The sequence below is a fragment of the Kitasatospora sp. NPDC058406 genome (assembly GCF_042722765.1).
In the GTDB taxonomy this organism is placed as follows: Bacteria; Actinomycetota; Actinomycetes; order Streptomycetales; family Streptomycetaceae; genus Kitasatospora.
In genome coordinates, this window is record NZ_JBHXKE010000142.1 from 1 (window position 1) to 24219 (window position 24219).

The following is a 24219-nucleotide window of genomic DNA, read 5'->3' on the forward strand; positions in this document are numbered from 1 at the left end:
GGACCACGCCGACCGCGGCCCCCAGCAGGGGGCCGCGGCGGCCCAGCCGGGAGACCGTCAGCCGCTCGTCCGTCCAGGGGCGGACGGTCACCCGGGCGGCCAGCTCGGCCCTCATCGCCGGCACCAGCCAGGGCGCCAGCTGCGCGTAGCCGCCGCCCAGCACCACCTCCGCCGGGTCGAGCAGGTTGACCGCACCCGCCGAGGCGATGCCCAGCGCGGCGCCCGCCCCGGCCAGCGCCGCCACCACCTCCTCGTCCCCCGCGGCGGCGCGCTCGGCGAGCAGCGCCACCCAGTCGCCGCGGATCCCCTCCAGACCGGCCTGGCGCATCACCGCCGCCTCCCCCGCGTACTGCTCCAGGCAGCCGGTCGCCCCGCAGGCGCAGCGCGGCCCGTCCGGGTGGACGGGGACGTGGCCCAGCTCGCCCGCGTAGCCGCGCACCCCGCGCAGCAGCCGGCCGCCGACCACGATCGCCGAGCCGACACCGGCCTCGGCCGAGACGTGCAGGAAGTGTTCCGGCCCGCCGCCCAGCCAGAGTTCGGCGAGCCCGCCGAGGTTGGCCTCGTTGTCGGCCAGGATCGGCAGCTCGGCCAGTTCGTCGGCATTGGCGGCGCGCAGTGCGAGCCGCAGCTCGGCGGTGACCGGGACGTCCCGCCAGCCGAGGTTGGCGGCCCGCTGGAGCATCGCCCCGTCGCCGCCGACCAGTCCGGGCACGGCCAGGGTCAGCCCGGCCGGGCGCAGTCCGGCGTCGGCGGCGGCGCGGCGGAGCAGCTCGGCCAGGTCGGCCATGACGGCGGCGGGATGCCGGCCCCGGTTGCGGATCTCCTGCCGTCGCCAGGCCCGGACCTCGCCGCGCAGGTCGACCACGCAGGCGCCCAGGTGCTCCACGCCGATCTCGGCGCCGAGGCCCCCGGGGCCGTCCGGGTGGAGGCCGAGCGCCGTGCCGGGTCGGCCGACCTTGCCGCTGGGGGCCGACGGGCCCTCCTCGACCACCAGGCCGGCCGCGATCAGCTCCTCGGCGAGCGAGGAGACGGCCGCCCTGGTCAGCCCGGTGTCGGCGGCGACCTCGGCCCGGGAGCGCGGGGCGCGCGCGATGACCCCGAGCACCAGCGCCAGGTTGGCCCGGCGCATGCCCTGCTGGCTGGCGGGCCCTGACCGGAGACCGTCCGTCTCGCGCATCGCCATCACCCCGATCGGCTTCCGCAGACTCGTTTGCAGCGTAGCCCGGTTTCGCCGACCGCTCCCGGCCGGTCGGGGGCCGGTCGACGGGCCGGTCGACGGGCCGGCCGGAGGAGCGCGGGCCGGACGCGGGGGCCTGCCGTCAGGGTTGCTCCACCCGGGTGGAGGCGGGCTCGGCGAGCCGGAACACCCACCGCTGCATGGCCCAGAACCGGAAGAGCATCGCCACGAAGGTGCCCAGGACCATCCCGCTGAGGAAGTCGGCCAGTTCCTGGGCGAAGGGGCTGACCCAGGGCTCCCGCAGGTTCAGCATGTACCGCGAGACGATCAGCGGGACGTCGTTGACGGCGATCGCCGCCACGCTGACCAGGAAGTAGAGCAGTGCCTCGCGCTGCCGGCCGTTCGCCCGGAAGGCCCACCGGCGGTTGAACACGTAGGAGACGACGGTGGCCACCACGGTCGCCACGGTGAGGGCCACCACCGGCTTGTGCGCCAGCAGGGTGAGCCGCAGCGAGTAGTTGATCACCACGGTCAGGGCGAAGCACCCGCTGCCGACCAGCAGGAACTTCACCAGCCTCCGGTGCCGGAGCAGGACCGGGCGCAGCCCGGCCGGCACCCGGGCCAGGACGCGCTGCGTGGGGGACGCCATCTCCGCAGTCTGGCACGGGGCCCGCCGCCGTTCCCGCCGGAACCCGTCCGCCGTCCGGGCACGCCGGTGGCCCGGCGGAGGAGTACTCCGCCGGGCCTGTCCCGGAGCCGTTCGGGCCTGTCCCGGGGCCGTCGGCGCCCTGCCGGTGGCCGCCCGGCGCCGCCTCAGGCGGCCGCGACCAGCACCTCGGCCGGCTCCAGGGCCAGCCTCAGCACCTCCCGGACGTCCGAGACCGGGTGGACGGTGAGGCGCTCCAGCACCTCGGCCGGGACGTCGTCCAGGTCGGCCTCGTTCCGCCGGGGGATGATCACCGTGGTGACGCCGGCCCGGTCGGCGGCGAGCAGCTTCTGCTTCACCCCGCCGATCGGCAGCACCCGCCCGGTCAGCGACACCTCACCGGTCATCGCCACGTCGGTGCGCACCTTGCGGCCGGAGAGCAGCGAGGCCAGCGCCGTGGTCATGGTGATGCCGGCACTCGGACCGTCCTTGGGCACGGCCCCGGCCGGGACGTGCAGGTGCACGCCGCGGTCGCGCAGCGAGGTGACCGGCAGCTCCAGTTCGGCTCCGCGCGAGCGCAGGTAGGAGAGCGCGATGTGGGCGGACTCCTTCATGACGTCGCCCAGCTGGCCGGTCAGGGTCAGCCCGGTGCCGCCGGTCTCGGCGTCCGCGAGCGAGGCCTCGATGTAGAGGACGTCGCCGCCGGCGCCGGTGACCGCCAGGCCGGTCGCCACCCCGGGGACGGCGGTGCGCCGCTCGGCCGGCTCCTGGGCGGCCTCCGGGACGTGGTGCGGGCGGCCGATCAGGGCGCGCAGGTCGTCGGCGCCGATCCTGACGGGCAGCTCGCGCTCGCCCAGCTCGCTCTGTGCGGCGATCTTGCGCAGCACCCGGGCGATCGAGCGTTCGAGGGTCCGGACGCCGGCCTCGCGGGTGTACTCGCCGGCCAGCCGGCGCAGTGCGGTCTCGTCGACGGTGACCTCCTCGTCCCGGAGGCCGGCCCGCTCCAGCTGACGCGGGAGCAGGTGGTCACGGGCGATGACGACCTTCTCGTCCTCGGTGTAGCCGTCGAGCCGGACGAGTTCCATCCGGTCGAGCAGCGGCTCGGGGATGGCCTCCAGCACGTTGGCGGTGGCGAGGAAGACGACGTCGGAGAGGTCCAGCTCGACCTCCAGGTAGTGGTCCCGGAAGGTGTGGTTCTGGGCCGGGTCGAGCACCTCCAGCAGGGCGGCGGCCGGGTCGCCCCGGTAGTCGGAGCCGACCTTGTCGATCTCGTCGAGCAGGACGACCGGGTTCATCGAGCCGGCCTCCTTGATGGCGCGGACCAGCCGCCCGGGCAGCGCGCCGACGTAGGTGCGCCGGTGGCCGCGGATCTCCGCCTCGTCCCGGATGCCGCCGAGCGAGACCCGCACGAAGCTGCGGCCCATCGCCCGGGCCACCGACTCGCCGAGCGAGGTCTTGCCGACGCCGGGCGGGCCGACCAGCGCGAGCACCGCCCCGCCGGCCCGTCGCCCTCCGCCGCCCTTCCGGGGCAGCGCGCCGTCCCGCCGCTCCTTGCCGTCGCTGCCGGCACCGGCACCGACGTCGGCACCGACCGGCCCGAGCCCCTGCTCGGCCCGGCGCTTGCGGACCGCGAGGTACTCGACGATGCGGTCCTTCACGTCGGCCAGGCCGGCGTGGTCGGCGTCCAGCACCGCGCGGGCGCCGACGATGTCGTAGGCGTCCTCGGTCCGCTCGTTCCAGGGCAGCTCCAGGACGGTGTCCAGCCAGGTGCGGATCCAGGAGCCCTCCGGCGACTGGTCGCTCGCCCGCTCCAGCTTGTCGACCTCCTTGAGCGCGGCCTCGCGCACCTTCTCCGGGAGGCCCGCGGCCTCGACCCGGGCGCGGTAGTCGTCCTCCTCGTCGGCCGGGTCGCCGTTCAGCTCCGCCAGCTCCTTGCGGACGGCCTCCAGCTGGCGGCGGAGCAGGAACTCCTTCTGCTGCTTGGCCACGCCCTCCTCGACGTCCTTGCGGATGGTGTCGTTGACCTCCTCCTCGGCGAGGTGGTCGCGGAGCAGGCCGAGCGCGTACTCCAGTCGGGCGACCTGGTCGGCCTCCAGCAGCACCTTGAGCTTCTGCTCGGCGGTGACGAAGGGCGCGTAGCCGATGTTGTCGGCGAGCTCGCCGACGTCCTCGATGGCGGCGACCCGGTCGACGATCTGCCAGGCGCCGCGCTTGCGCAGCCACTGGGTGGAGAGGTTCTTGTAGTCCCTGACCAGCTCGGCGGCCCGCCCGGCCACGGGGGTGCCGGCCGAGGACTCGCGGAACGGCGTGGTCTCGACCCAGAGCGCGGCGCCGGGCCCGGTGGTGCCGACGCCGATCCGCACCCGCCGCACCGCGCGGACCAGCGCGGCCGGGTCGCCGTCCGCCAGCCGGCCGACCTGCTCGACGGTGGCGAGGGTGCCGGCGGCCGCGTACGAGCCGTCGACCCTCGGGACGAGCAGGACCTGGGGCTTGCCCGTCCCGGCCGCGGCGCGGGCGGCCTCGACGGCGGCGCGGACCTCGGTGTCCTTCAGGTCCAGCGGGACGACCATGCCCGGGAGCACGACCTCGTCGTCGAGCGGCAGCACGGGCAGGGTGAGCGGTGTGGACGTCGATGCCATGATCTCTCCCCAGTCAGCGAACTTGAGTCGACCTGACTAAGGATCTGCGGGCGCCGGATGTTCCCCGCCGGTTGTTCGCCGTGAGCGAACGCGGAGTCGGCGCAGGGAGCGCGCGCGGGGGCTGTCAAAAAGACGCCTCCCGGGGTGGCTGCGGCGGCGTCCGGGCGCCGTCGGCCGGGGGCGCCGGCCCGAAGGACGGCCGGAAGGACGGAGACGGACGGAGACGGACGGCCGTGGGCTGCACCCGGAGGAGCTCGATCGGAAAGCGGCACCGGAACGACACCGGAGCGGCACCGGAGCCACACCACCGGAAGGCGACCGCCGCCGCCGAAGCCGCCGGGCGACGGCCGGCCGGGCACCTACAGCCGGTCCAGCACCGCGGTCCGGCCGCGCGCGGCCACCGGCGCCGGCACCCCGGCGGCCGGCGCGACCGCCCGGCCGCGCCCCGGCCCGTGGCCGTCCCAGCGGCGCAGCCAGCGCCAGAGCGCCACCCCGGCCAGCAGCGCCACCGGGTGCCCGACGCCGGTGACCAGGTCGCGGTCGGTCGCGATCTGCTCGGCGATCAGCGCGCCGGCCAGACCCAGGCCGAACACCCGGCCGGGCAGGGGGAGCAGCCCGGCCAGTGCGCCGAGGCTGGCCAGCACGCCGTAGCTGACCCCGATGTCCAGGTGGTCGAGCGCCGCGGTCTCCAGTCGCCCGGTCTCCACCGCGGTGATCACCACGGCCTGGGAGAGCAGGGTGGCCGTGACGTGCCCGGCCGCGAAGACCACCGCGGCGCGGACCGCCCCGACCCGGCGCTCCAGTGGCGCGACGGTCAGGGCGAAGGCCCACAGGTAGGGCATCCAGACCGTGCCGGCCACCCAGAAGCCACTGAGCAGGAGCGCGCGCAGCGGATGGTGCAACAGGTTGTGCCCGTCCGAGCTGGACGCCTCCTGGAGGCGGGCCACCAGCTCCGGATCGGCGAGCATCGCGAACGTGGTGGTGGTGGCGACCACGGCGAGGTAGCCGAGCGCGAAGGGGTTGCGCCGGGGGGTCGGCACCCGGGCCAGCACCCAGGCGAGCGGGCCGGCCCGCAGCCCGTGGCGGAGCATCCCGTACGGCGGCCCGCCCTGCCCGGCGCCGATCCGTCGCCCCGTCATGCCGCCTCCGCTCAGACGCCGCAGCCACCGGCCCCGCCCGGTGGCCAACGTACCGGCGGGCTCCGGCGATCCCACCTCCACGACTTGTCGTGGCCACGGTACGTCCGGCTCCTGGGAGCCGGCTGGGAAAATGCCGTGAGTATTCCGATACCGGCAGAGACCCGACATTGGTCCAGACCATCCCCCTCCCCGCAGGGGGGCGGCGCCCCTGACCGGCGGGTTGGTGTCAACTCATGTGCATACGTACCGTTACTGAGTGAAAAATCGCCGGGTAAGGTATCGGCCCGTGCCCACTTCCGAGTGGGTCCGGAAACCGGTCCGACAGGCCGGTCCACGGGCCGGAAACGTCCGGTCCGCCTGCCGGGAAGCATCCTCTGTCCGTACGCTGCGGAGTGTGCGGAAGAGAAGGGCGGTCCACACCCGCCCTCCGACGCCGCACGCGCGACGGGACGGCGGACCCGGCACAGTCCACGACGGAACAAGACTACGAGCGGAGCCTCGCCATCCCCACAGGTGGCCGGCCCGCAGCCCTGGGGGCGGTGGCGTGACCGTGACAGAAATTCAGCAGGACCACCAGAACAACGGCGGCACGGTGAGCAGCCAGCGCAGAGTGCTGGTGGTGGAGGACGAGCCCACGATCGCCGAGTCCATCGCGGCCCGGCTGGGCGCGGAGGGCTTCAAGGTCGCCGTGGCCCACGACGGGCCCGGCGCCGTCGACGGCTTCCACACCTGGCAGCCCGACCTCGTCGTCCTCGACATCATGCTGCCCGGCTTCGACGGGCTGGAGGTGTGCCGCCGGATCCAGGCCCAGCGCCCGGTCCCGGTCCTGATGCTCACCGCGCGCGACGACGAGACGGACCTGCTGGTCGGCCTCGGCGTCGGTGCCGACGACTACATGACCAAGCCCTTCTCCATGCGCGAACTGGCCGCCCGGGTCAACGTGCTGCTGCGCCGCGTCGAGCGCGCCCAGCAGGCCGCCCGGACGCCCGCACTGGGCTCGCTGCGCTTCGGCGAGCTGGAGATCGACCACGTCCAGCGCCGGGTCCGGCTGGCCGCGGGCGACGTCCACCTGACGCCGACCGAGTTCGACCTGCTCGCCTGCCTGGCCGCACAGCCGCGCGCGGTGCTCACCCGCGAGCAGCTGCTGGCCGAGGTGTGGGACTGGACCGACGCGTCCGGAACCCGGACCGTCGACAGCCACGTCAAGGCGCTCCGCCGCAAGATCGGCGCCAGCTGGATCCGCACCGTCCACGGTGTCGGGTACGCGCTGGAGGCCCCGCTCTCCTAGCGGCGCCTCGGGCGGCGGGCCTCCGGGGGGCCCGTGTCCCGAACCGCCGTGCGCGCCACCCGAGGGATCACAGCACGCGGGGGATTCACAGGGGACCAATGACCTTTCCACAGCAACGCAACGGGGACACCACCGGCAGCAGGCCGCCCACGCTGGCCACGCGTGCCGCCCGCCGGGTCTGGGCCGACATCCGGCCGCTCGACCCGGTCCGCTCCATCAAGGGCAAACTCGCCCTCCTGGTGATCGTCTCGGTCTTCCTGGCCACCGGCATGGTGGTCGTGGCGATCCGGTCCGAGACCCAGATCCGGATCATCATGATCTTCTCGATGATCGCCTCGCTGCTCTTCATGCAGTTCCTCGCGCACGGGCTGACCGCCCCGCTGCGCGACATGACCGCCGCCGCCCGCGCGATGGCCTCCGGCGACTACACCCGCCGGGTCGAGGTGAACTCGCGCGACGAGATCGGCGAGCTGGCGGCGACCTTCAACCAGATGGCGGCCGATCTCGGAGCCGCCGACCGCCACCGCCGCGAGCTCGTCGCCAACGTCTCGCACGAACTTCGCACGCCGATCGCCGCGCTGCACGCCGTGCTGGAGAACGTGGTCGACGGCGTGGTCCAGCCGAACCCGGCGACCCTGGGTGCCGCGCTGGAACAGACCGAACGGCTCGGCCGGCTGGTCGCCCACCTGCTCGACCTGTCCAAGATCGACGACGGCGTGGTCGACCTGGACGCCCGCCCCTTCGAGGTGCGCGAGTTCCTGGACGGCGTGCTGCGCGGGGTCACCGTGGACGGCGCGACGGCCGGCGGGGCGTTCTCCCGCCGGGGCGACGTCCGGCTCGCCCTGGAGGTCAGCCCGGCCGGCCTGACCGGCGTCGCCGACCCGGAACGGCTCCACCAGGTGGTCGCCAACCTGGTCGACAACGCCTGCAAGCACTCCCCGCCGGGCGGCACCGTGACGGTCCGCGCCCGGCCCGGCGACATGCCGGGCGGGCTCCTGCTGGAGGTGGAGGACGAGGGTCCGGGCATCCCGGCGGCCGACCGGACCAGGGTCTTCGAGCGGTTCAGCCGCAGCGGCACCGCCACGGGGGCCGGGCCGGGTGCCGACGGCGGCACCGGGCTGGGCCTGGCCATCGCCCGCTGGGCGGTGGACCTGCACGGCGGGCGGATCGAGGTCGCCGAGGCCGAACGCGGCTGCCGGATCGCGGTCCGGCTGCCCGGCCCGCGCTGACCGCGCGGGCGGCCCCGCGCCGGCCCCGCCGGCGGCCCCGACGGCGCTCGCGTCCGCGTTCACCCCGGTGAGCGCGCCGGTGATCCCGCCGGTGTCCCGCAGGCGGTTCCGTCGGAGGTCGCCGCGATGTTCGCGTCGAGCGGACTTCGCCCGCATGTCACAGAAGCGACACAGACATGCGCGGCGGAGTCCGCCGGTCAATCGAATACTTTTGTCCGCTTTTGCCCACATATGGGGCGCGATCAGGCGCGATCGGTTCCCCTCCGATGCGGCCTTCTAACGCACATTTTCAGCCAACCTGCAGGTCAGCACTGTGATCTGGGCGACGCCTGGGCCCCGGGGACTGCGCGATCACTGGTCAGAGGCGTAGCCTTAATCCCCGCTGTCCAAACATCCCAAAAGGAAGCGGAAGAGGGCGGTTGCCGCCGTGTCGCCACAGTCCCATGAAACCTCCAACAGCTCGGCAAGCTCCACGGGCTTCGGCCCCAATGAGTGGCTCGTCGACGAGATCTACCAGCAGTACCTCCAGGACCCGAACTCGGTCGACCGAGCCTGGTGGGACTTTTTCGCCGACTACAAGCCCGGTACCGAGGTGACCCCAGTGACCCAGGCCGCGACCCAGGTCGGCCCCACGCCGACCCCCGCCGCCGCCCCCGCGCCCGCCGCCGCTGCTGCTCCGGCGGCTCCGGCCCCGGCAGCGCCGGCTCCGGCAGCGCCCGCCGCCCCGGCAGCTCCGGCCGCCGCGGCCCCGGTCTCGGCCCCGGCCCCGGCCGCGCCGCTCGCCGCAGCCCCCGCCGCGCCTCCGGCCCCCAAGGCCGCCGCCCCGGCCGCTGCGCCCGCCACCGACGCGACCGGCCCCGAGCTGGTCCCGCTCCGCGGCCCGGCGAAGGCCGTCGCGACCAACATGGACGCCTCGCTGGAGGTGCCGACCGCGACCTCGGTCCGCGCCGTCCCGGCCAAGCTGTTGATCGACAACCGCATCGTCATCAACAACCACCTGCAGCGCGCCCGTGGTGGCAAGGTCTCCTTCACCCACCTGATCGGGTACGCCCTGGTGCAGGCCGTCAAGGCCTCCCCCGGGATGAACAACAGCTACAAGGTGGAGAACGGCAAGTCCTACCTGGTCAAGCCGGAGCACGTGAACCTCGGCCTGGCCATCGACCTGGTCAAGCCGAACGGCGACCGCCAGCTCGTCGTCGCGGCCATCAAGAAGGCCGAGACCCTCGACTTCTTCGGCTTCTGGCAGGCCTACGAGGACATCGTCCGCCGGGCCCGCGCCAACAAGCTGACCATGGACGACTTCACCGGCGTCACGGTCTCGCTGACCAACCCCGGCGGCATCGGCACCGTGCACTCCGTGCCGCGCCTGATGCAGAACCAGGGCACCATCGTCGGCGTCGGCGCCATGGAGTACCCGGCCGAGTTCCAGGGCTCCGCCCCGGAGACCCTGTCCCGGCTCGGCGTCTCCAAGATCATGACGCTGACCTCGACCTACGACCACCGCGTCATCCAGGGTGCGGCGTCCGGCGAGTTCCTGCGCGAGATCCACCGCCTGCTGCTCGGCGAGAACGGCTTCTACGACGAGATCTTCGAGTCGCTGCGGATCCCGTACGAGCCGGTCCGCTGGGCCACCGACGTCGCCACCACCCACGACGACGAGGTCAACAAGACCGCGCGCGTCATCGAGCTGATCCACTCCTACCGGGTCCGCGGCCACCTCATGGCCGACACCGACCCGCTGGAGTACAAGCAGCGCAAGCACCCCGACCTGGACGTCACCACCCACGGCCTCACCCTGTGGGACCTGGAGCGCGAGTTCGCGGTCGGCGGCTTCGGCGGCCAGCGGATGATGAAGCTCCGCGACATCCTCGGCCTGCTGCGGAACACCTACTGCCGCACCGTCGGCATCGAGTACATGCACATCCAGGACCCGAAGCAGCGCAAGTGGCTGCAGGAGCGCGTGGAGAAGCCGTACACGAAGCCGGAGCGCGAGGAGCAGCTGCGCATCCTGCGCCGCCTGAACTCCGCCGAGGCCTTCGAGACCTTCCTGCAGACCAAGTACGTCGGGCAGAAGCGCTTCTCGCTGGAGGGCGGCGAGTCGCTCATCCCGCTGCTGGACGCCACCATCGACTCGGCGGCCGAGCACCGCCTGGACGAGGCCGTCATCGGCATGGCCCACCGCGGCCGTCTGAACGTGCTGGCCAACATCGTCGGCAAGCCGTACGGCAAGATCTTCGGCGAGTTCGAGGGCAACCTCGACCCGAAGTCCATGCACGGCTCCGGCGACGTGAAGTACCACCTCGGCTCCGAGGGCACCTTCACCGGCCTGGACGGCGAGACCATCAAGGTCTCGCTCGCCGCGAACCCCTCCCACCTGGAGGCCGTGGACCCGGTCGTCGAGGGCATCGCCCGCGCCAAGCAGGACATCCTGGACCAGGGCGGCACGACCTTCCCGGTGCTGCCGATCCAGATCCACGGCGACGCGGCCTTCGCCGGCCAGGGCGTCGTCGCGGAGACCCTGAACATGTCGCAGCTGCGCGGCTACCGCACCGGCGGCACCGTGCACGTCGTGGTGAACAACCAGGTCGGCTTCACCGCCGCCCCGGCGTCCTCGCGCTCCTCGATGTACTGCACCGACGTGGCCCGGATGATCGAGGCCCCGATCTTCCACGTGAACGGTGACGACCCGGAGGCCGTGGTCCGCGTCGCGCGGCTCGCCTTCGAGTTCCGCCAGACGTTCCACAAGGACGTCGTGATCGACCTCATCTGCTACCGCCGCCGCGGTCACAACGAGGCCGACAACCCGTCGTTCACCCAGCCGCTGATGTACGACCTGATCGACAAGAAGCGCTCGGTGCGCAAGCTCTACACCGAGGGTCTGATCGGTCGCGGCGACATCACCATGGAAGAGGCGGAGCAGGCGCTCCAGGACTTCCAGGGCCAGCTGGAGAAGGTCTTCGCGGAGGTCCGCGACGCCGCCCAGGCCCCGGCCCCCGCCACCAACGGCAAGCCGGTCGCCGACTTCCCGGTCAACATCCAGACCGGCATCTCCCAGGAGATGGTCAAGCGGATCGCCGCCTCCCAGGTCAACCTGCCGGACTGGCTGACCGTCCACCCGCGCCTGCTGCCGCAGCTCCAGCGCCGGGCCGCCTCGGTCGAGGACAACACCATCGACTGGGCGACGGGCGAGACCCTCGCCATCGGCTCGCTGCTCATGGAGGGCCACCCGGTCCGCCTGGCCGGCCAGGACAGCCGCCGCGGCACCTTCGGCCAGCGGCACGCCGTCCTGATCGACCGCCAGACCGGCGACGACTACACCCCGCTGCAGTACCTCACCGAGGACCAGGCCCGCTACACCGTCTACGACAGCCTGCTGTCCGAGTACGCGGCCATGGGCTTCGAGTACGGCTACTCGCTGACCCGCCCGAACGCGCTGGTCATGTGGGAGGCGCAGTTCGGCGACTTCGTCAACGGCGCCCAGACCGTGGTGGACGAGTACATCGCCTCCGCCGAGCAGAAGTGGGGCCAGCACTCGGGCGTCACCCTGCTGCTGCCGCACGGCTACGAGGGCCAGGGCCCGGACCACTCGTCCGCGCGCCCGGAGCGCTTCCTCCAGCTGTGCGCGCAGAACAACATGACGGTCGCCATGCCGACCCTGCCGTCGAACTACTTCCACCTGCTCCGCTGGCAGGCGCACAACCCGCACCACAAGCCGCTGGTCGTCTTCACCCCGAAGTCGATGCTGCGTCTGAAGGCCGCGGCGAGCGCCACCGAGGAGTTCACGTCCGGCTCGTTCCGCCCGGTCATCGGTGACAACACCGTCGACCCGGCGAACGTCCGGAAGGTGGTCATCACCGCCGGCAAGTTCTACTACGACGTCGAGGCGGCCCGCACCGAGCGCGGCGTCACCGACACGGCGATCGTCCGGGTCGAGCGGCTCTACCCGCTGCCGGTGGCCGAGCTCCAGGAGGAGCTGGCCCGCTACGGCGAGGACGTCCAGTTCGTCTGGGCCCAGGAGGAGCCGGCCAACCAGGGTGCCTGGCCGTTCATCGCGATGAACCTGGTCGACCACCTCCAGGTCGTCATCGGCCGCAGTGCCAACGGCGCCCGCCTGCGCCGCGTCGCCCGCCCGGCCTCCTCGGCCCCCGCGGTCGGCTCGGCCAAGCGTCACGCCGCCGAGCAGCAGTCGCTGCTGGAGGAGATCTTCACCATCTGACCCTCCCCGGTCGGACTCCGGCACCGTCGCACCTCCGGCCCCCCGCGCATCCCTGGTCCCCAGGGCCGCACGGGGGGCCGGAGGCGTATCACCGCGGCGTGTGCGAAGGTCCCAGCTCTGCAACCAAAGCGGTACCGACCTGCGGGGAAGACTGACGGGTCGATAGGTTAAGCCTCGCCAGACCGTCGTCGGGGCCGCCGTCAACGAGCCCGGGACGCGGTCGGACGACCTCACCGCTATCCCAGGGGGATCTACCGCATGACCGCCGACACGCCGAGGGACGCCTCAGCCACCCCGCTCCCACCGGTCTTCCAGCCGCTGCACCCGGACGACCCGAGGGAGGTGGGCGGCTACCGGCTGTTCGCCCGGCTCGGGGCCGGCGGCATGGGCCGGGTCTACCTCTCCTACACGCCCGGCGGCCGGCCGGTGGCGCTCAAGGTGGTCCGCCCGGAGTTCGCCGAGGACAGCGAGTTCCGCCGCCGCTTCGCGCAGGAGGTCTCCAACGCCCAGCGGATCCACGGGCTCTACACCGCGCAGGTGATCGACTCCGGCGGCCTGGACGGCGACGCCCCCTGGCTGGTCACCGCGTACGTCCCCGGCCCCTCGCTCCAGCAGGTGGTGCGCGAGAACGGCGCGCTGCCGGTCCGTACCGTGCTGCTGCTGATGGGCGGCGTCGCCGAGGCCCTCCAGGCGATCCACAGCGTCGAGGTGGTCCACCGCGACCTCAAGCCGGCCAACGTCCTGGTGGCCGGCGACGGCCCGCGCGTGATCGACTTCGGCATCGCCCGGGCCGCCGACGCCACCGCGCTCACCGGCACCGGCTACCGGATCGGCTCGCCCGCCTTCATGTCCCCCGAGCAGGCCCAGGGCCGCCCGGTCACGCCGGCCACCGACGTCTTCGCACTCGGCGCGCTGGCCGCCTACGTGGCCGCCGGCTCCGCACCGTTCGGCGACGGCCCGGACACCGCGGTGCTCTACCGCGTGGTGCACGAGCAGCCCGACCTGGACGCCGTCCCGGCCGACCTGCGCGAGCTGATCCTGCGCTGCCTGGCCAAGTCCCCCGAGGACCGGCCCCGGCCCGCCGAGATCATCGAGATCGCCCGCAACCACCCGGCCGTCGGCGGCCAGCTGCGGTTCTCGGACGACTGGCTGCCCCGGCAGGTCAACACCGAGATCACCCGCCGCTCCGACCTGCCGAAGACGCCGCCCACCCCGCTGCCGGCCGCGCCCACCGCTCCCCCCGCCCCGGCCGGGCCGCCGACCGCCCCGCCGCAGCCGGCGGCCGTCCCCACCCACCCGGGCACCGCGCCCTCCTTCGGCCCGCCCACCGGCTACGGACCCACCCAGCCGGCCACCCCGCCCACCGGCTACGGCCAGGCCCACCAGGCCACCCCGCCGCCGGGCTTCGTCCCGCCCGCGCTCGGCGCGTACGGCGCCGCGCAGTCGCCCACCGAGGCGCCCACCGGCCCGCTGCTCCCCGCGCCGCCGACCGTCCAGCTGCGCCAGGAGCCGCCGTCCTACGACACCCCGCCGCCGGGACCGGTGGTGACGGACACACCGGCGGCGCCGGAGCCGAAGCGCAAGGGCGTCTCCTGGAAGGTGCTGCTGACCGTCGCCCTGGTGATGGCGCTCGGCGGCACCGCGGGCGGTGTGGTGCTGATGGACCGGATGGACAAGTCGAAGAAGGACGAGGCCAGGACGAGCTCCGCCCCGAGCGCGCCGGTCACCCAGCAGCCCGCCGCCCTGCCGACCACTCCGGTGGAGACGACCCCGACCGCCACGACGGGCGGCTCGTCACCGAAGGCGAGCCCGTCCGCGACCTCCGCACCGGTCAGCGCCGTGCCCCTGCCCGGCTCGCCCAGCGCCTCCGGGGTCACCGCCCCGGCCCGGCCGACCGGCTACCAGCTGGTGATCGACAAGAAGCCGCTCTCGATCCCGGGCGCCGAGTACTCCAGCGAGGCGTACCGGATCGACCTGACCACCGGCAACGTGGTGCCGCGCGGCTCCGACCTGAAGTGGGGGCTCGGCCTGACCCGGGAGTCCACCTCCAGCGGCAGCCGGGCCGACTCCTTCGCCAGCTCCGGCGACAGCAAGTCGGACTTCGCGGTCATCACCGAGGCGGCCGTCACCCCCGAGCAGTGCGCGGCGGCGATCGACTCCCGTCCGGACACCGACCTGACCTTCAACCGGGTCACCCCGGGCCGGCTGCTCTGCATCCGCGACCGCGTCACCCGCAACATCGCCATCGCCGCGGTCGAGGTCGCGGACGCCACCACCGGTGCGGCCAAGGTGAACCTGTCCACCTGGCGCGCCAGCTGACCGGACTATCCTGACCAGGTCGAATCCCCACCGGACCGGAGCGAACCGTGTACTTCACCGACCGCGGCATCGAGGAGCTGCAGAGCCGGCGCGGCGACGAGGAGGTCACCTTCGAGTGGCTGGCCGAGCGCCTGCGCGAGTTCGTCGACCTCAACCCGGACTTCGAGGTCCCGGTCGAGCGGCTGGCCACCTGGCTGGCCCGGCTCGACGACGAGGACGACGACTGACCCGGTAGGCCGTCCTCGCAGGCCGGCTGGGCGAAGGGCCCGGAGAGCACCCGCTCTCCGGGCCCTTCGCCGTCCCCCGTAGGGGACGGCTCGGGGTGGGCTCCGGGTCCGCTCCGGGTCGGGGTCCGGCCGGATTCCCTTGACTTCACCGTCACGCGATATATCGTCTTTAAAGAGAGAACGCGATACATCGCGAGTCATCAACGGGAGGCGGCAGAGATGAGCCAGTGGACGGTCGAAGGACCTGACAGGATCACCATCGAGGAGGCCGTCCGGACCCTCCAGGTGCGGATCATCGACGGCACGGTGAACGTGGTGGCCGCCGAGGGGCCCGCCCGCCTGGAGGTCACCGAGCTCAAGGGCGAGCCGCTGCACGTCACCCTGGTCGACGGTGTCCTCACCGTCACCTACAAGGACCTCAGCAGCTGGAACGAGTTCGGCGACGTCCTCAAGTCGGTCGAATCGGTGAAGGGCTTCTTCACCTCGTTCAAGCGCAAGCGGACCGCCGAGGTCACCCTGACCGTGCCCGCCGGCACCGAGGTCAAGGTCGGCACCGTCTCGGCCGCGACGACGGTCTCCGGCTTCACGGAGCGCGTCTCGGCGCAGACCGCCAGCGCCGACGTCACCCTCGTCGGCCTGGCCGGCCGCACCGACGTCAACACCGTCACCGGCGACGTGGACGCCCAGTCGGTGGCCGGCCGGCTCAAGCTGAACACCGTCTCGGGCCGGCTCACCGTGGTCGCCGGCACCGCGGAGAAGGTGTCGGCCAACGCCGTCACCGGCGCGGTCACCCTGGACCTCGCCGCCGCCACCCCGACCGAGATCAAGGTCACCACCGTCAGCGGCGCGGTCGGCGTCCGGCTGCCGTCGCTGGCCGACACCAAGGTCGAGGCCGGCACCACCAGCGGCGACCTCTCCTCCACCTTCGAGCAGCTGAAGGTCGGCGGCTCCTGGGGCACCAAGCGGCTCTCCGGCCAGCTCGGCGACGGCAAGGGCAGCCTCACGGTGACCACCGTCTCCGGCGCCGTCACCGTCCTGCACCGGCCCGACGCCGAGGAGGACGCCCCGGCCGTGGTGCGGGAGCTGCCCGCCCCGGCCGACCTCACCAAGGGCCCCGACCTCACCAAGGAGGTCTGAGATGACCCCCGTCTTCGGCCACGGCCGGCTTCGCCTCTACCTGCTCAAGCTGCTGGACGAGGCCCCGCGGCACGGCTACGAGGTGATCCGCCTGCTGGAGGAGCGCTTCCAGGGCCTGTACGCGCCCTCGGCGGGTACCGTCTACCCGCGGCTGGCCAAGCTGGAGCAGGAGGGCCTGGTCACGCACAGCACCGAGGGCGGCCGCAAGGTCTACCGGCTCACCGACGCCGGCCGGGCCGAGCTGGAGGCCCGCCAGGGCGAGCTGGACGACCTGGAGCTGGAGATCCACGACTCGGTGGCCCAGCTCGCCGGGGCGATCCGCGAGGACGTCCGCGACAGCGCCCAGGACCTGCGCGAGGAACTGTGGGGCGCGGCGGCGAAGCAGGCCCGGCGGCGCGCCTCCGGTGACGGGGACGCGACCGGGGACGGGGACGGGGACGAGGGCACCACCGGGGACGGCAGCCCGTGGGCCGGACCGTGGAGCGACAGGGCCGCCTGGCAGCGGGCCAAGGACGAGTTCGCCGAGTTCAAGCGGCAGGCCAAGGAGCAGGCCAAACGGGCCAAGGAGCAGGAGAAGGCCGCCAAGGCCAAGGCCAAGGCGGCCGAGGAGGAGGCCCGCCGGCTGCGCGAGCAGTCCCGGGCGGCCCGCACGGCCGCGCAGCAGGAGGCGCTGCGGATCAAGCGCCGGGTCGAGCAGCAGGTCCGCGACCACGCCGCCCGCGGCGACTGGCCGACCGGGCTGGCCGAGGGGCTCTCCGAGCTGACCAGGGGCCTGGCCGGGCTGGCCGACGCGGCCCGCTGGGGCCAGCAGGCCGACGACCGGGCCGAGGAGCGGGGCGAGCGGCCCGCCGACCGGCCGGCCGGAGCGCCCACCGAGAAGGTCACCGTCACCCGGATCGACCTCGACAAGGACGAGCCCACCGGCGCGGCCCCGGCCGACCTCCCGGCGTGGGCGGCCACCGACCCGGCCGGTGACCCGGCCCGGGAGCTGGAGCGGCTGCTCGACCGGTTCCGTGACCAGGTCCGCGACGCGGCCCGGGACGGCGGCGTGTCCGCCGACCGGCTGGCCGAGGCCCGCGCGGTGCTGGGCGCCGCCGGCGAGCGCCTGAAGCGGCTGCTGGGCTGACCCCGGCACCCTCGGGTCCGGCATCCCCGCGGGGGTGCCGGACCCGCGCGCGTCACGGGGTCAGGACGATCTTCCCGAAGACGTCGCCCCGCGCGAGCCGGGCGAAGCCGTCCCGGGCGTCGGCCAGCGGGAGCACCGAGTCGATCACCGGGCGGACGCCGGTGGTGGCGCAGAACGAGAGCAGCCCGGCCAGCTCGTCCCGGTCGCCCATGGTGGAGCCGACCACCTTCAGCTCCAGGAAGAAGATCCGGTTCAGCTCGGTGGCGGCCGGGTTGGGGCCGGAGGTGGCCCCGGAGATGACGATCGTGCCGCCCGGGCGGAGCGACTTCACGGAGTGGGACCAGGTCGCGGCGCCGACCGTCTCCATCACCGCGTCGACCCGCTCGGGCAGTCGGGCCCCGGCGGGGAACGCCGCGTCGGCGCCGAGCTCCACGGCCCGGGCGAGCTTGGTCTCGTCGCGGCCGGTGACCCAGACCCGCAGCCCTGCCGCCTTGCCGAGGACCACCAGCGCGGTGGACACACCGCCGCCGGCGCCCTGCACCAGGACGGTGTCCCCCGGCCGCACCCCGGCGTTGGTGAACAGCATCCGGTAGGCCGTCAGCCAGGCGGTGGGCAGGCAGGCGGCCTGCTCGAAGGAGAGCCCGGCGGGCTTGGGCAGCAGGTTCCAGGTGGGGACGGCCACCTGCCGGGCGAAGGTGCCCTGGTAGCGCTCGGTCAGGATCGAGCGGGGCTCGTCCGGCCCGACGCCGTGGCCGGACTGGCCGATGACCGAGTGCACGACCACCTCGTTGCCGTGCTCGTCGACCCCGGCCGCGTCGCAGCCCAGGATCATCGGCAGCTTCCCGGCGGGCAGGCCGACCCCGCGCAGCGACCAGAGGTCGTGGTGGTTGAGGCTGGCGGCCTTGACCGTGACCACGCTCCAGCCCGGACGGGCCTGCGGCTCGGGGAGCTCGCCCAGCTCCAGCCCGCCGAGCGGGTCGTCGGCGTCGATTCGTGCGGCGTAGGCAGCAAACATGATCCGGACGATAGCGGCGGGCGCCCGGGGCCGGAACCGCGCGTACGTGTGACGCGCGTCCCGGGGAGGGGGAGCGCCCCCGCGAGGGCGGCGCTCCCCCGGCGCGCGTCAGCGGCGGGCGACGCCCTCCGCGCGGGCGGCCTCGGCGACGGCCTTGCTGACCGCCGGGGCGACCCGCTCGTCGAACGGCGAGGGGATCACCTTCTGCGGCGTCAGCTCGTCCGCCACCACACCGGCGAGCGCCTTGGCCGCGGCCAGCTTCATGCCCTCGGTGATCCGGGTCGCCCGGACCTGCAGGGCGCCGGCGAAGATGCCCGGGAAGGCCAGCACGTTGTTGATCTGGTTCGGGAAGTCGCTGCGCCCGGTGGCCACCACGGCCGCGTACCGGTGCGCGACCTCGGGGTGGATCTCCGGGTTCGGGTTCGCCATGGCGAAGACGAACGCGCCCGCGGCCATGGTCGCGACGACCTCCTCCGGCACCGTGCCGCCGGAGACGCCGATGAAGACGTCGGCGCCGGCCAGCGCGTCGGCCAGCGAGCCCTTGAGGCCGGCCCGGTTGCTCAGCGCGGCGATCTCCGCCTTGACGTCGGTGAGGTCGCCACGGCCCTCGTGCACCACGCCCTTGCGGTCGCAGACCGACACGTCGCCGATGCCGGCGGCCAGCAGCATCTTGGCGATCGCGATACCGGCCGCGCCGGCGCCGGAGATGACGGCCCGCAGCGAGCCGATCTCGCGGCCGGTCACCTTGGCCGCGTTCCAGAGCGCGGCGGTGGTGACGATGGCGGTGCCGTGCTGGTCGTCGTGGAAGACCGGGATGTCCAGGGCCTCCTGGAGCCGGCGCTCGATCTCGAAGCAGCGCGGGGCGGAGATGTCCTCCAGGTTGACCCCGCCGAAGGACGGCGCGAGCCGGACCACGGTCTCGACGATCTCGTCCACGTCGGTGCAGGCCAGCGCGATCGGGACGGCGTCCACGCCGCCGAACTGCTTGAAGAGGATCGCCTTGCCCTCCATGACCGGGAGGGACGCCTCGGGGCCGATGTCGCCGAGGCCGAGCACGGCGGTGCCGTCGGTGACCACGGCCACCGTGTTGGCCTTCCAGGTGTAGTCGTTCACCAGCTCGGGCTGCTCGGCGATGGCCGTGCAGACGCGGGCGACACCGGGGGTGTAGGCGAGGGACAGGTCGTCCGCGTCGCGCACCGGGACGGTCGCCCGGACCTCCATCTTGCCGCCGCGGTGGAGCGCGAACACGGCATCGACCGGATCGTCGGTGTCCTGAGTAGTGCTGTGGATGATCTCCGCTGCCACGATGACCTCTTCGTCATTGATCGAGCGAGGGCACGCGCCCGACGGAGCGGACGGCCCGGCCTGGACCGACGTCCGGTCAGCGGTGACCGGTCACCGGTGTCCGGGGACGCCGGGACGTCCCCGGGAAGGCCGGGTCGGGGCGCCGCCGTCGGGCGTGCGCCCTCGGATGAGGGTTTTATTCGAGTTTTCTGCTGCGCCTGGTCTGCGTCGTGCTTCCGCGCCGAGCGTAGGTCGGAGAGAGGCATCGCACCCATGCCTTTTCGTCCAAGTCACATACCGGTCGTACGCCTCACGGCCACCCTGAGGAACCAGGCGTCGCGAGCACCGGCCCCGGCGGCGGCAATGGCGAACGAGCACGCACACCCGCAGGAGTGAACGCAGACACGGAGGGAGGCCGGTGCCTCGGATACGGAGTCGACGTCATGGACTTCCGTTCCTGCGCACCCCGAGCCGGTTGCGGCTCGGCGGTCTGGTTCGAGCGTCGGGGGTCACCCGGTACCGAATTCTGACACACCCGCCCACGGGCCCGGCAGAGCGGGATGGGAGGATCCCTCATCCCGCCATCTCGCGTACACCTCCGCGATGCCGCGGTGCCACTCCATCCCTCCCACAGGAGTACCCCCATGCATCACCGTCCCCACTCCCGACGACCGGCCGCCGCCGCACTCGCCCTGGCCACCGCCGGAGCCCTGCTGCTGAGCGGCTGCGGCGGCGGCGGCGACGAGCAGGCCGCGCAGGACCCGCTCCAGGAGATCCGCGGGAAGATCCCGAAGGCCCAGCAGACCGCGAAGGCGCTCCGGATCGGCATGGACGTGAACTACCCGCCGGTGCAGTTCCGCGGCGCCGACGGCAAGCCGGACGGCCTGGACCCCGACATCGCGGCGGCGCTCGGCCGGATCCTCGACCTGCGGATCGAGTACGTCGACACCCCGTTCGACAAGCTGATACCGGAGCTGCACAAGAAGCAGTTCGACGTGGTGATGTCCGCGCTGAGCGACATCCGCCAGCGCCGGGAGGGCGTGGACGACCAGGGCAAACCGACGGGCCCCGGCGTGGACTTCGTGGACTACTTCATCGCCGGCACCTCGCTGGTGGTGCCGAAGGGGAACCCGAAGGGCATCCGCACCCTGGACGACCTCTGCGGCCGGACCGTCGCCGTGCAGCAGGGCACCACCCAGGACGAGATCGTGGCCCGGCAGGTCACGGCCTGCACCCGGGCCGGCAAGCCGCTCACCGTGCACAAGTTCGACACCGACGCCAAGGCGCTGGCCGAGGTCGCCTCGGGTGCGTCGCAGGCCGGCCTGAACGACTTCCCGGTGGCCGCCTACGCGGCGAAGAACACCGACGGCGGCAACCGCTTCGAGGTGACCGGCTCGCAGTCCCGGTCCAACCCGTACGGGATCGCCCTGCGCAAGGAGGACACCGAGCTGCGGGACGTCCTGGCCAAGGCGGTCGACCAGCTGATCCGCACCGGCGAGTACGACAAGATCCTCGCCAAGTGGAACGTCTCCGCGGGCGCGGCCCAGAACGCGGTGGTCAACGGCGGAATCTGAGCGGGGACGGAGCACGGGGCCCGCGTCCGGGCGGGCGCGGCGGGGCAGCCGCAATTCGGGCGAGGGCGCGGGCGGGCCTCCGGGCGGACCGCACGGGGGTCTGCATACTTATACACAGGGTGACAGGGACACGGTATCCGTCCGAATAGCGGACGGCACGCCCCCTCGTTATCCGATTTTGATCTGAATAAGGACCACCCGCCCGTCATCAGATGGCAGGATTCCCCCCATCTCGGATCGAGCCGGCCACTGGTCGAGGCGGTTCGGTCAAACGCCCACCTCGGCGGACGGTGGCGGAGAGCAGTACCTCGTACCACCCTGCGCAGTCACCCTGCCCCACCCGTACAGCGCCGTACGGCCTACTGCCCCGGTGTGCCGCCCCCCGCGGTGCGCTCCGCCCGACCTCTCCCTCAGGAGGAGATCTCCCCCATGATCGTCCGTACCCAGCGCACCCGTCTCCTCGCCGGCGCGGCCGTGCTCGCGTCCGCGTCGCTCGTGCTGACCGCCTGCGGCAGCAGCAAGGAGGAGAGCAGCGGCGCGCCGAATGCCTCCGCAACCGTCAACGAGGTGAAGGTCGACGAGAAGCTGACCGCGCTCGTCCCGGCCGACGTCAAGTCCTCCGGCAAGATCGTGGTCGGTACGGACGCCTCGTACGCGCCGAACGAGTTCAAGGACGACAGCGGCAAGATCGTCGGCATGGACGTCGACCTGGCCAACGCCGTCGCGGCCAAGCTCGGCCTCAAGGCCGACGTCCAGGACTCGCAGTTCACCGCGATCATCCCGGGCATCCAGTCGAACAAGTTCCAGCTCGGCATGTCGTCCCTCACGGACAACAAGGAGCGCGAGCAGACCGTCGACCTGGTCACCTACTTCAACGCCGGCAGCGCGATCGCGGTCAAGAAGGGCAACCCGGACAAGATCAACGCCGACGACCTCTGCGGCAAGAAGATCGCCGTCCAGACCGGCACCACCCAGGCCCAGGAGATCACCGACACCCGCAGCCCCGCCTGCGTCAAGGCCGGCAAGCCGGGTGTCGTGAACGACGGCGACAAGTTCGACCTGCAGACCGACGTCACCAACGCGGTGGTCTCCGGCCGCGACCAGGCGATGATGGCCGACTCCCCGGTCGTCGACTACGCGATCAAGCAGTCCGGCGGCCAGCTGGAGAAGCTCGGCTCCACCTACGACTCGGCCCCCTACGGCATCGCGCTCGCCAAGGGCTCCGCGCTCGCCCCGGCCGTCCAGGGCGCCGTCCAGTCGCTGATCGACGACGGCACCTACAAGCAGATCCTCGCCAAGTGGGGCGTCGAGGCCGGCGCCCTCGACAAGTCCACGCTCAACGGCGCCGTCAGCTGACCCTCCGCCGGATTCCTCTCTCCCCCGAGGCCACACCGTGAATTCTCTGGACAAGGGGCACGCGGAGAAGGGACGGCCTGAGACCATCAAGGCCGTCCCGGTCCGCCACCCCGGACGCTGGGCGGGCGCCGTCGTCATCGCCGTCCTCGGCGCGATGCTGCTGAGCGCCCTCTTCACCAACCCCGCTTTCAAGTGGGACATCGTCGGGAAGTACCTCTTCCACGACAGCATCGTGCACGGCATGCTCGTCACGCTGGAGCTGACCGCGCTCGCCATGATCATGGGTGTGGTCGGCGGCATCATCCTCGCGGTGATGCGGCTCTCCCGGAACCCGCTGCTCTCCGGCACCGCCTGGATCTACATCTGGATCTTCCGCGGCACGCCGGTCCTGGTGCAGCTGGTCTTCTGGAACTTCCTCGGCCTGATCTGGGCCAAGCTCTCGATCGGCGTGCCGTGGGGACCGGAGTTCTGGTCCGAGTCCACCAACGTGCTGATCCCGACCTTCGTCGCCGCCCTGCTGGGCCTCGGCCTGAACGAGGCCGCCTACATGGCGGAGATCGTCCGCGGCGGCATCCAGTCGGTGGACGAGGGCCAGGCCGAGGCGTCGCACGCGCTCGGCATGAGCCAGTTCCAGACCATGCGGCGGGTCATCCTGCCGCAGGCCATGCGGGTGATCATCCCGCCGACCGGCAACGAGACCATCTCGATGCTCAAGACCACCTCGCTGGTCTCCGTGATCTCCCTGGAGGAGATCTTCCGCGCCGGTCAGATCATCTACTCTCGGAACTACCAGAACATCCCGATCCTGATCGTGGTCAGCCTCTGGTACCTCGCCTTCACCTCCGTGCTGACCGTCGGCCAGTACTACATCGAGCGGCACTACGCCCGCGGCTCCAACCGGACCCTCCCGCCCACCCCGCTGCAGCGACTGCGGGGCCTGTTCGCCGGGAAGCCCACCCCGAAGACCCAGTCCGACGTGGTCCCGGGGCTTGAGGGAGGTGGTCACGTATGACCGATCTGACCAAGCCGACCGCCGACGCCGCCCAGGGCGGCCCGATGGTCCGGTCCGAGAACGTCCACAAGTCCTACGGCACCGTCCAGGTCCTCAAGGGCATCGACCTGGAGGTCAAGCAGGGCGAGGTGTTCTGTCTGATCGGCCCCTCCGGCTCCGGCAAGTCGACCTTCCTCCGGTGCATCAACCACCTGGAGAAGATCAACGGCGGCCGGCTCTGGGTGGACGGCGACCTCGTCGGCTACCGCCAGAAGGGCGACAAGCTCTACGAGCTCAAGGACAGCGAGGTCGCGCTGAAGCGGCGCGACATCGGCATGGTCTTCCAGCGCTTCAACCTGTTCCCGCACATGACCGCCATAGAGAACGTCATCGAGGCGCCGGTTCAGGTCAAGGGCGAGAGCAGGAGCTCCGCCCGGGAACGCGGGATGGCGCTGCTGGAGCGGGTCGGTCTGGCCGACAAGGCCAAGAACTACCCGTCCCAGCTCTCCGGCGGCCAGCAGCAGCGGGTGGCGATCGCCCGGGCCCTGGCCATGAAGCCCAAGCTGATGCTCTTCGACGAGCCCACGTCGGCGCTCGACCCCGAGCTGGTCGGCGACGTCCTCGACGTCATGCGCGGCCTCGCCGAGGAGGGGATGACCATGGTGGTCGTCACCCACGAGATGGGCTTCGCCCGCGAGGTCGGCGACGCACTGGTGTTCATGGACGGCGGCGTCGTCGTCGAGTCCGGCAACCCGCGCCAGGTCCTCACCGACCCGCAGCACGAACGCACCCGCGCGTTCCTCTCCAAGGTGCTCTGAGCACGTCCACGTCGGCGCCCGGCAGGCCCGTCCTGCCG

17 protein-coding genes are annotated in these 24219 nt (G+C 72.7%); 11 read left to right on the forward strand and 6 right to left on the reverse strand.

Going from position 1 to position 24219, the window contains the following annotated elements; all coding sequences use genetic code 11:
- The 4 genes from ACFWOG_RS25445 to ACFWOG_RS25460 form a co-directional block, all read right to left on the reverse strand.
- Positions 1 to 1177 (reverse strand): ROK family protein (locus ACFWOG_RS25445; RefSeq protein WP_380361108.1); only part of this gene is annotated, 1177 nt, incomplete at its 3' end.
- 142 nt (positions 1178 to 1319) lie between these two features.
- Positions 1320 to 1826: a GtrA family protein gene (locus ACFWOG_RS25450; protein WP_329883076.1), complete on the reverse strand. Its 507-nt coding sequence runs from the start codon at positions 1824 to 1826 to the stop codon at positions 1320 to 1322.
- 164 nt (positions 1827 to 1990) lie between these two features.
- Positions 1991 to 4462, reverse strand: coding sequence for an endopeptidase La (lon, locus tag ACFWOG_RS25455; RefSeq protein WP_380361109.1), 2472 nt, complete (start codon positions 4460 to 4462; stop codon positions 1991 to 1993).
- 359 nt (positions 4463 to 4821) lie between these two features.
- Positions 4822 to 5601 carry a rhomboid-like protein gene (locus ACFWOG_RS25460; RefSeq protein ID WP_380361110.1) on the reverse strand — a complete coding sequence of 260 codons (780 nt, stop codon included), beginning with the start codon at positions 5599 to 5601 and terminating at the stop codon, positions 4822 to 4824.
- A 550-nt stretch (positions 5602 to 6151) separates the two neighbouring features.
- Between ACFWOG_RS25460 and ACFWOG_RS25465 the strand changes: the two genes are divergently transcribed.
- The 7 genes from ACFWOG_RS25465 to ACFWOG_RS25495 all read left to right on the forward strand — a co-directional run bounded on the left by ACFWOG_RS25465 (position 6152) and on the right by ACFWOG_RS25495 (position 17143).
- Positions 6152 to 6889, forward strand: a complete 738-nt coding sequence (locus tag ACFWOG_RS25465) for a response regulator transcription factor (RefSeq protein WP_329883079.1) — start codon at positions 6152 to 6154, stop codon at positions 6887 to 6889.
- A 98-nt stretch (positions 6890 to 6987) separates the two neighbouring features.
- The gene (locus ACFWOG_RS25470) at positions 6988 to 8118 is read left to right on the forward strand and encodes a HAMP domain-containing sensor histidine kinase (protein ID WP_329952252.1); all 1131 of its coding nucleotides are present in this window, start codon (positions 6988 to 6990) and stop codon (positions 8116 to 8118) included.
- Positions 8119 to 8545: 427 nt separating this feature from the next.
- Positions 8546 to 12334 carry a multifunctional oxoglutarate decarboxylase/oxoglutarate dehydrogenase thiamine pyrophosphate-binding subunit/dihydrolipoyllysine-residue succinyltransferase subunit gene (locus ACFWOG_RS25475; RefSeq protein WP_329952253.1) on the forward strand — a complete coding sequence of 1263 codons (3789 nt, stop codon included), beginning with the start codon at positions 8546 to 8548 and terminating at the stop codon, positions 12332 to 12334.
- Between the two features lie 258 nt (positions 12335 to 12592).
- A complete protein-coding gene (locus ACFWOG_RS25480) occupies positions 12593 to 14653 on the forward strand; it encodes a protein kinase (RefSeq protein ID WP_380361111.1) in 2061 nt (686 codons plus the stop codon).
- A gap of 47 nt (positions 14654 to 14700) precedes the next feature.
- Positions 14701 to 14880 (forward strand): DUF6104 family protein, encoded by a 180-nt coding sequence (locus ACFWOG_RS25485; protein WP_329883083.1) that lies wholly within the window; start codon positions 14701 to 14703, stop codon positions 14878 to 14880.
- Positions 14881 to 15099: 219 nt separating this feature from the next.
- Entirely contained in the window at positions 15100 to 16017 is a 918-nt protein-coding gene (locus ACFWOG_RS25490; protein WP_380361112.1) for a DUF4097 domain-containing protein, read from the forward strand.
- 1 nt (position 16018) lies between these two features.
- Positions 16019 to 17143: a PadR family transcriptional regulator gene (locus ACFWOG_RS25495; RefSeq protein ID WP_355399355.1), complete on the forward strand. Its 1125-nt coding sequence runs from the start codon at positions 16019 to 16021 to the stop codon at positions 17141 to 17143.
- Between the two features lie 52 nt (positions 17144 to 17195).
- On the opposite strand, the gene ACFWOG_RS25500 is transcribed toward ACFWOG_RS25495, so the two are convergent.
- Positions 17196 to 18158, reverse strand: a complete 963-nt coding sequence (locus ACFWOG_RS25500) for a zinc-binding dehydrogenase (protein WP_329883086.1) — start codon at positions 18156 to 18158, stop codon at positions 17196 to 17198.
- Between the two features lie 108 nt (positions 18159 to 18266).
- Positions 18267 to 19463, reverse strand: a complete 1197-nt coding sequence (locus tag ACFWOG_RS25505) for an NADP-dependent malic enzyme (RefSeq protein WP_355399357.1) — start codon at positions 19461 to 19463, stop codon at positions 18267 to 18269.
- Between the two features lie 623 nt (positions 19464 to 20086).
- Between ACFWOG_RS25505 and ACFWOG_RS25510 the strand changes: the two genes are divergently transcribed.
- From ACFWOG_RS25510 to ACFWOG_RS25525, 4 genes are all read left to right on the forward strand, one after another.
- Complete coding sequence (locus ACFWOG_RS25510) at positions 20087 to 21016, forward strand: ABC transporter substrate-binding protein (protein ID WP_329952258.1); 930 nt, start codon at positions 20087 to 20089, stop codon at positions 21014 to 21016.
- Between the two features lie 429 nt (positions 21017 to 21445).
- The gene (locus ACFWOG_RS25515; protein ID WP_329952259.1) at positions 21446 to 22372 is read left to right on the forward strand and encodes an ABC transporter substrate-binding protein; all 927 of its coding nucleotides are present in this window, start codon (positions 21446 to 21448) and stop codon (positions 22370 to 22372) included.
- 37 nt (positions 22373 to 22409) lie between these two features.
- Positions 22410 to 23384, forward strand: a complete 975-nt coding sequence (locus ACFWOG_RS25520; protein ID WP_329883090.1) for an amino acid ABC transporter permease — start codon at positions 22410 to 22412, stop codon at positions 23382 to 23384.
- A gap of 44 nt (positions 23385 to 23428) precedes the next feature.
- Positions 23429 to 24181: an amino acid ABC transporter ATP-binding protein gene (locus ACFWOG_RS25525; RefSeq protein WP_329883209.1), complete on the forward strand. Its 753-nt coding sequence runs from the start codon at positions 23429 to 23431 to the stop codon at positions 24179 to 24181.
- The last annotated feature ends 38 nt before the right edge of the window (positions 24182 to 24219 follow it).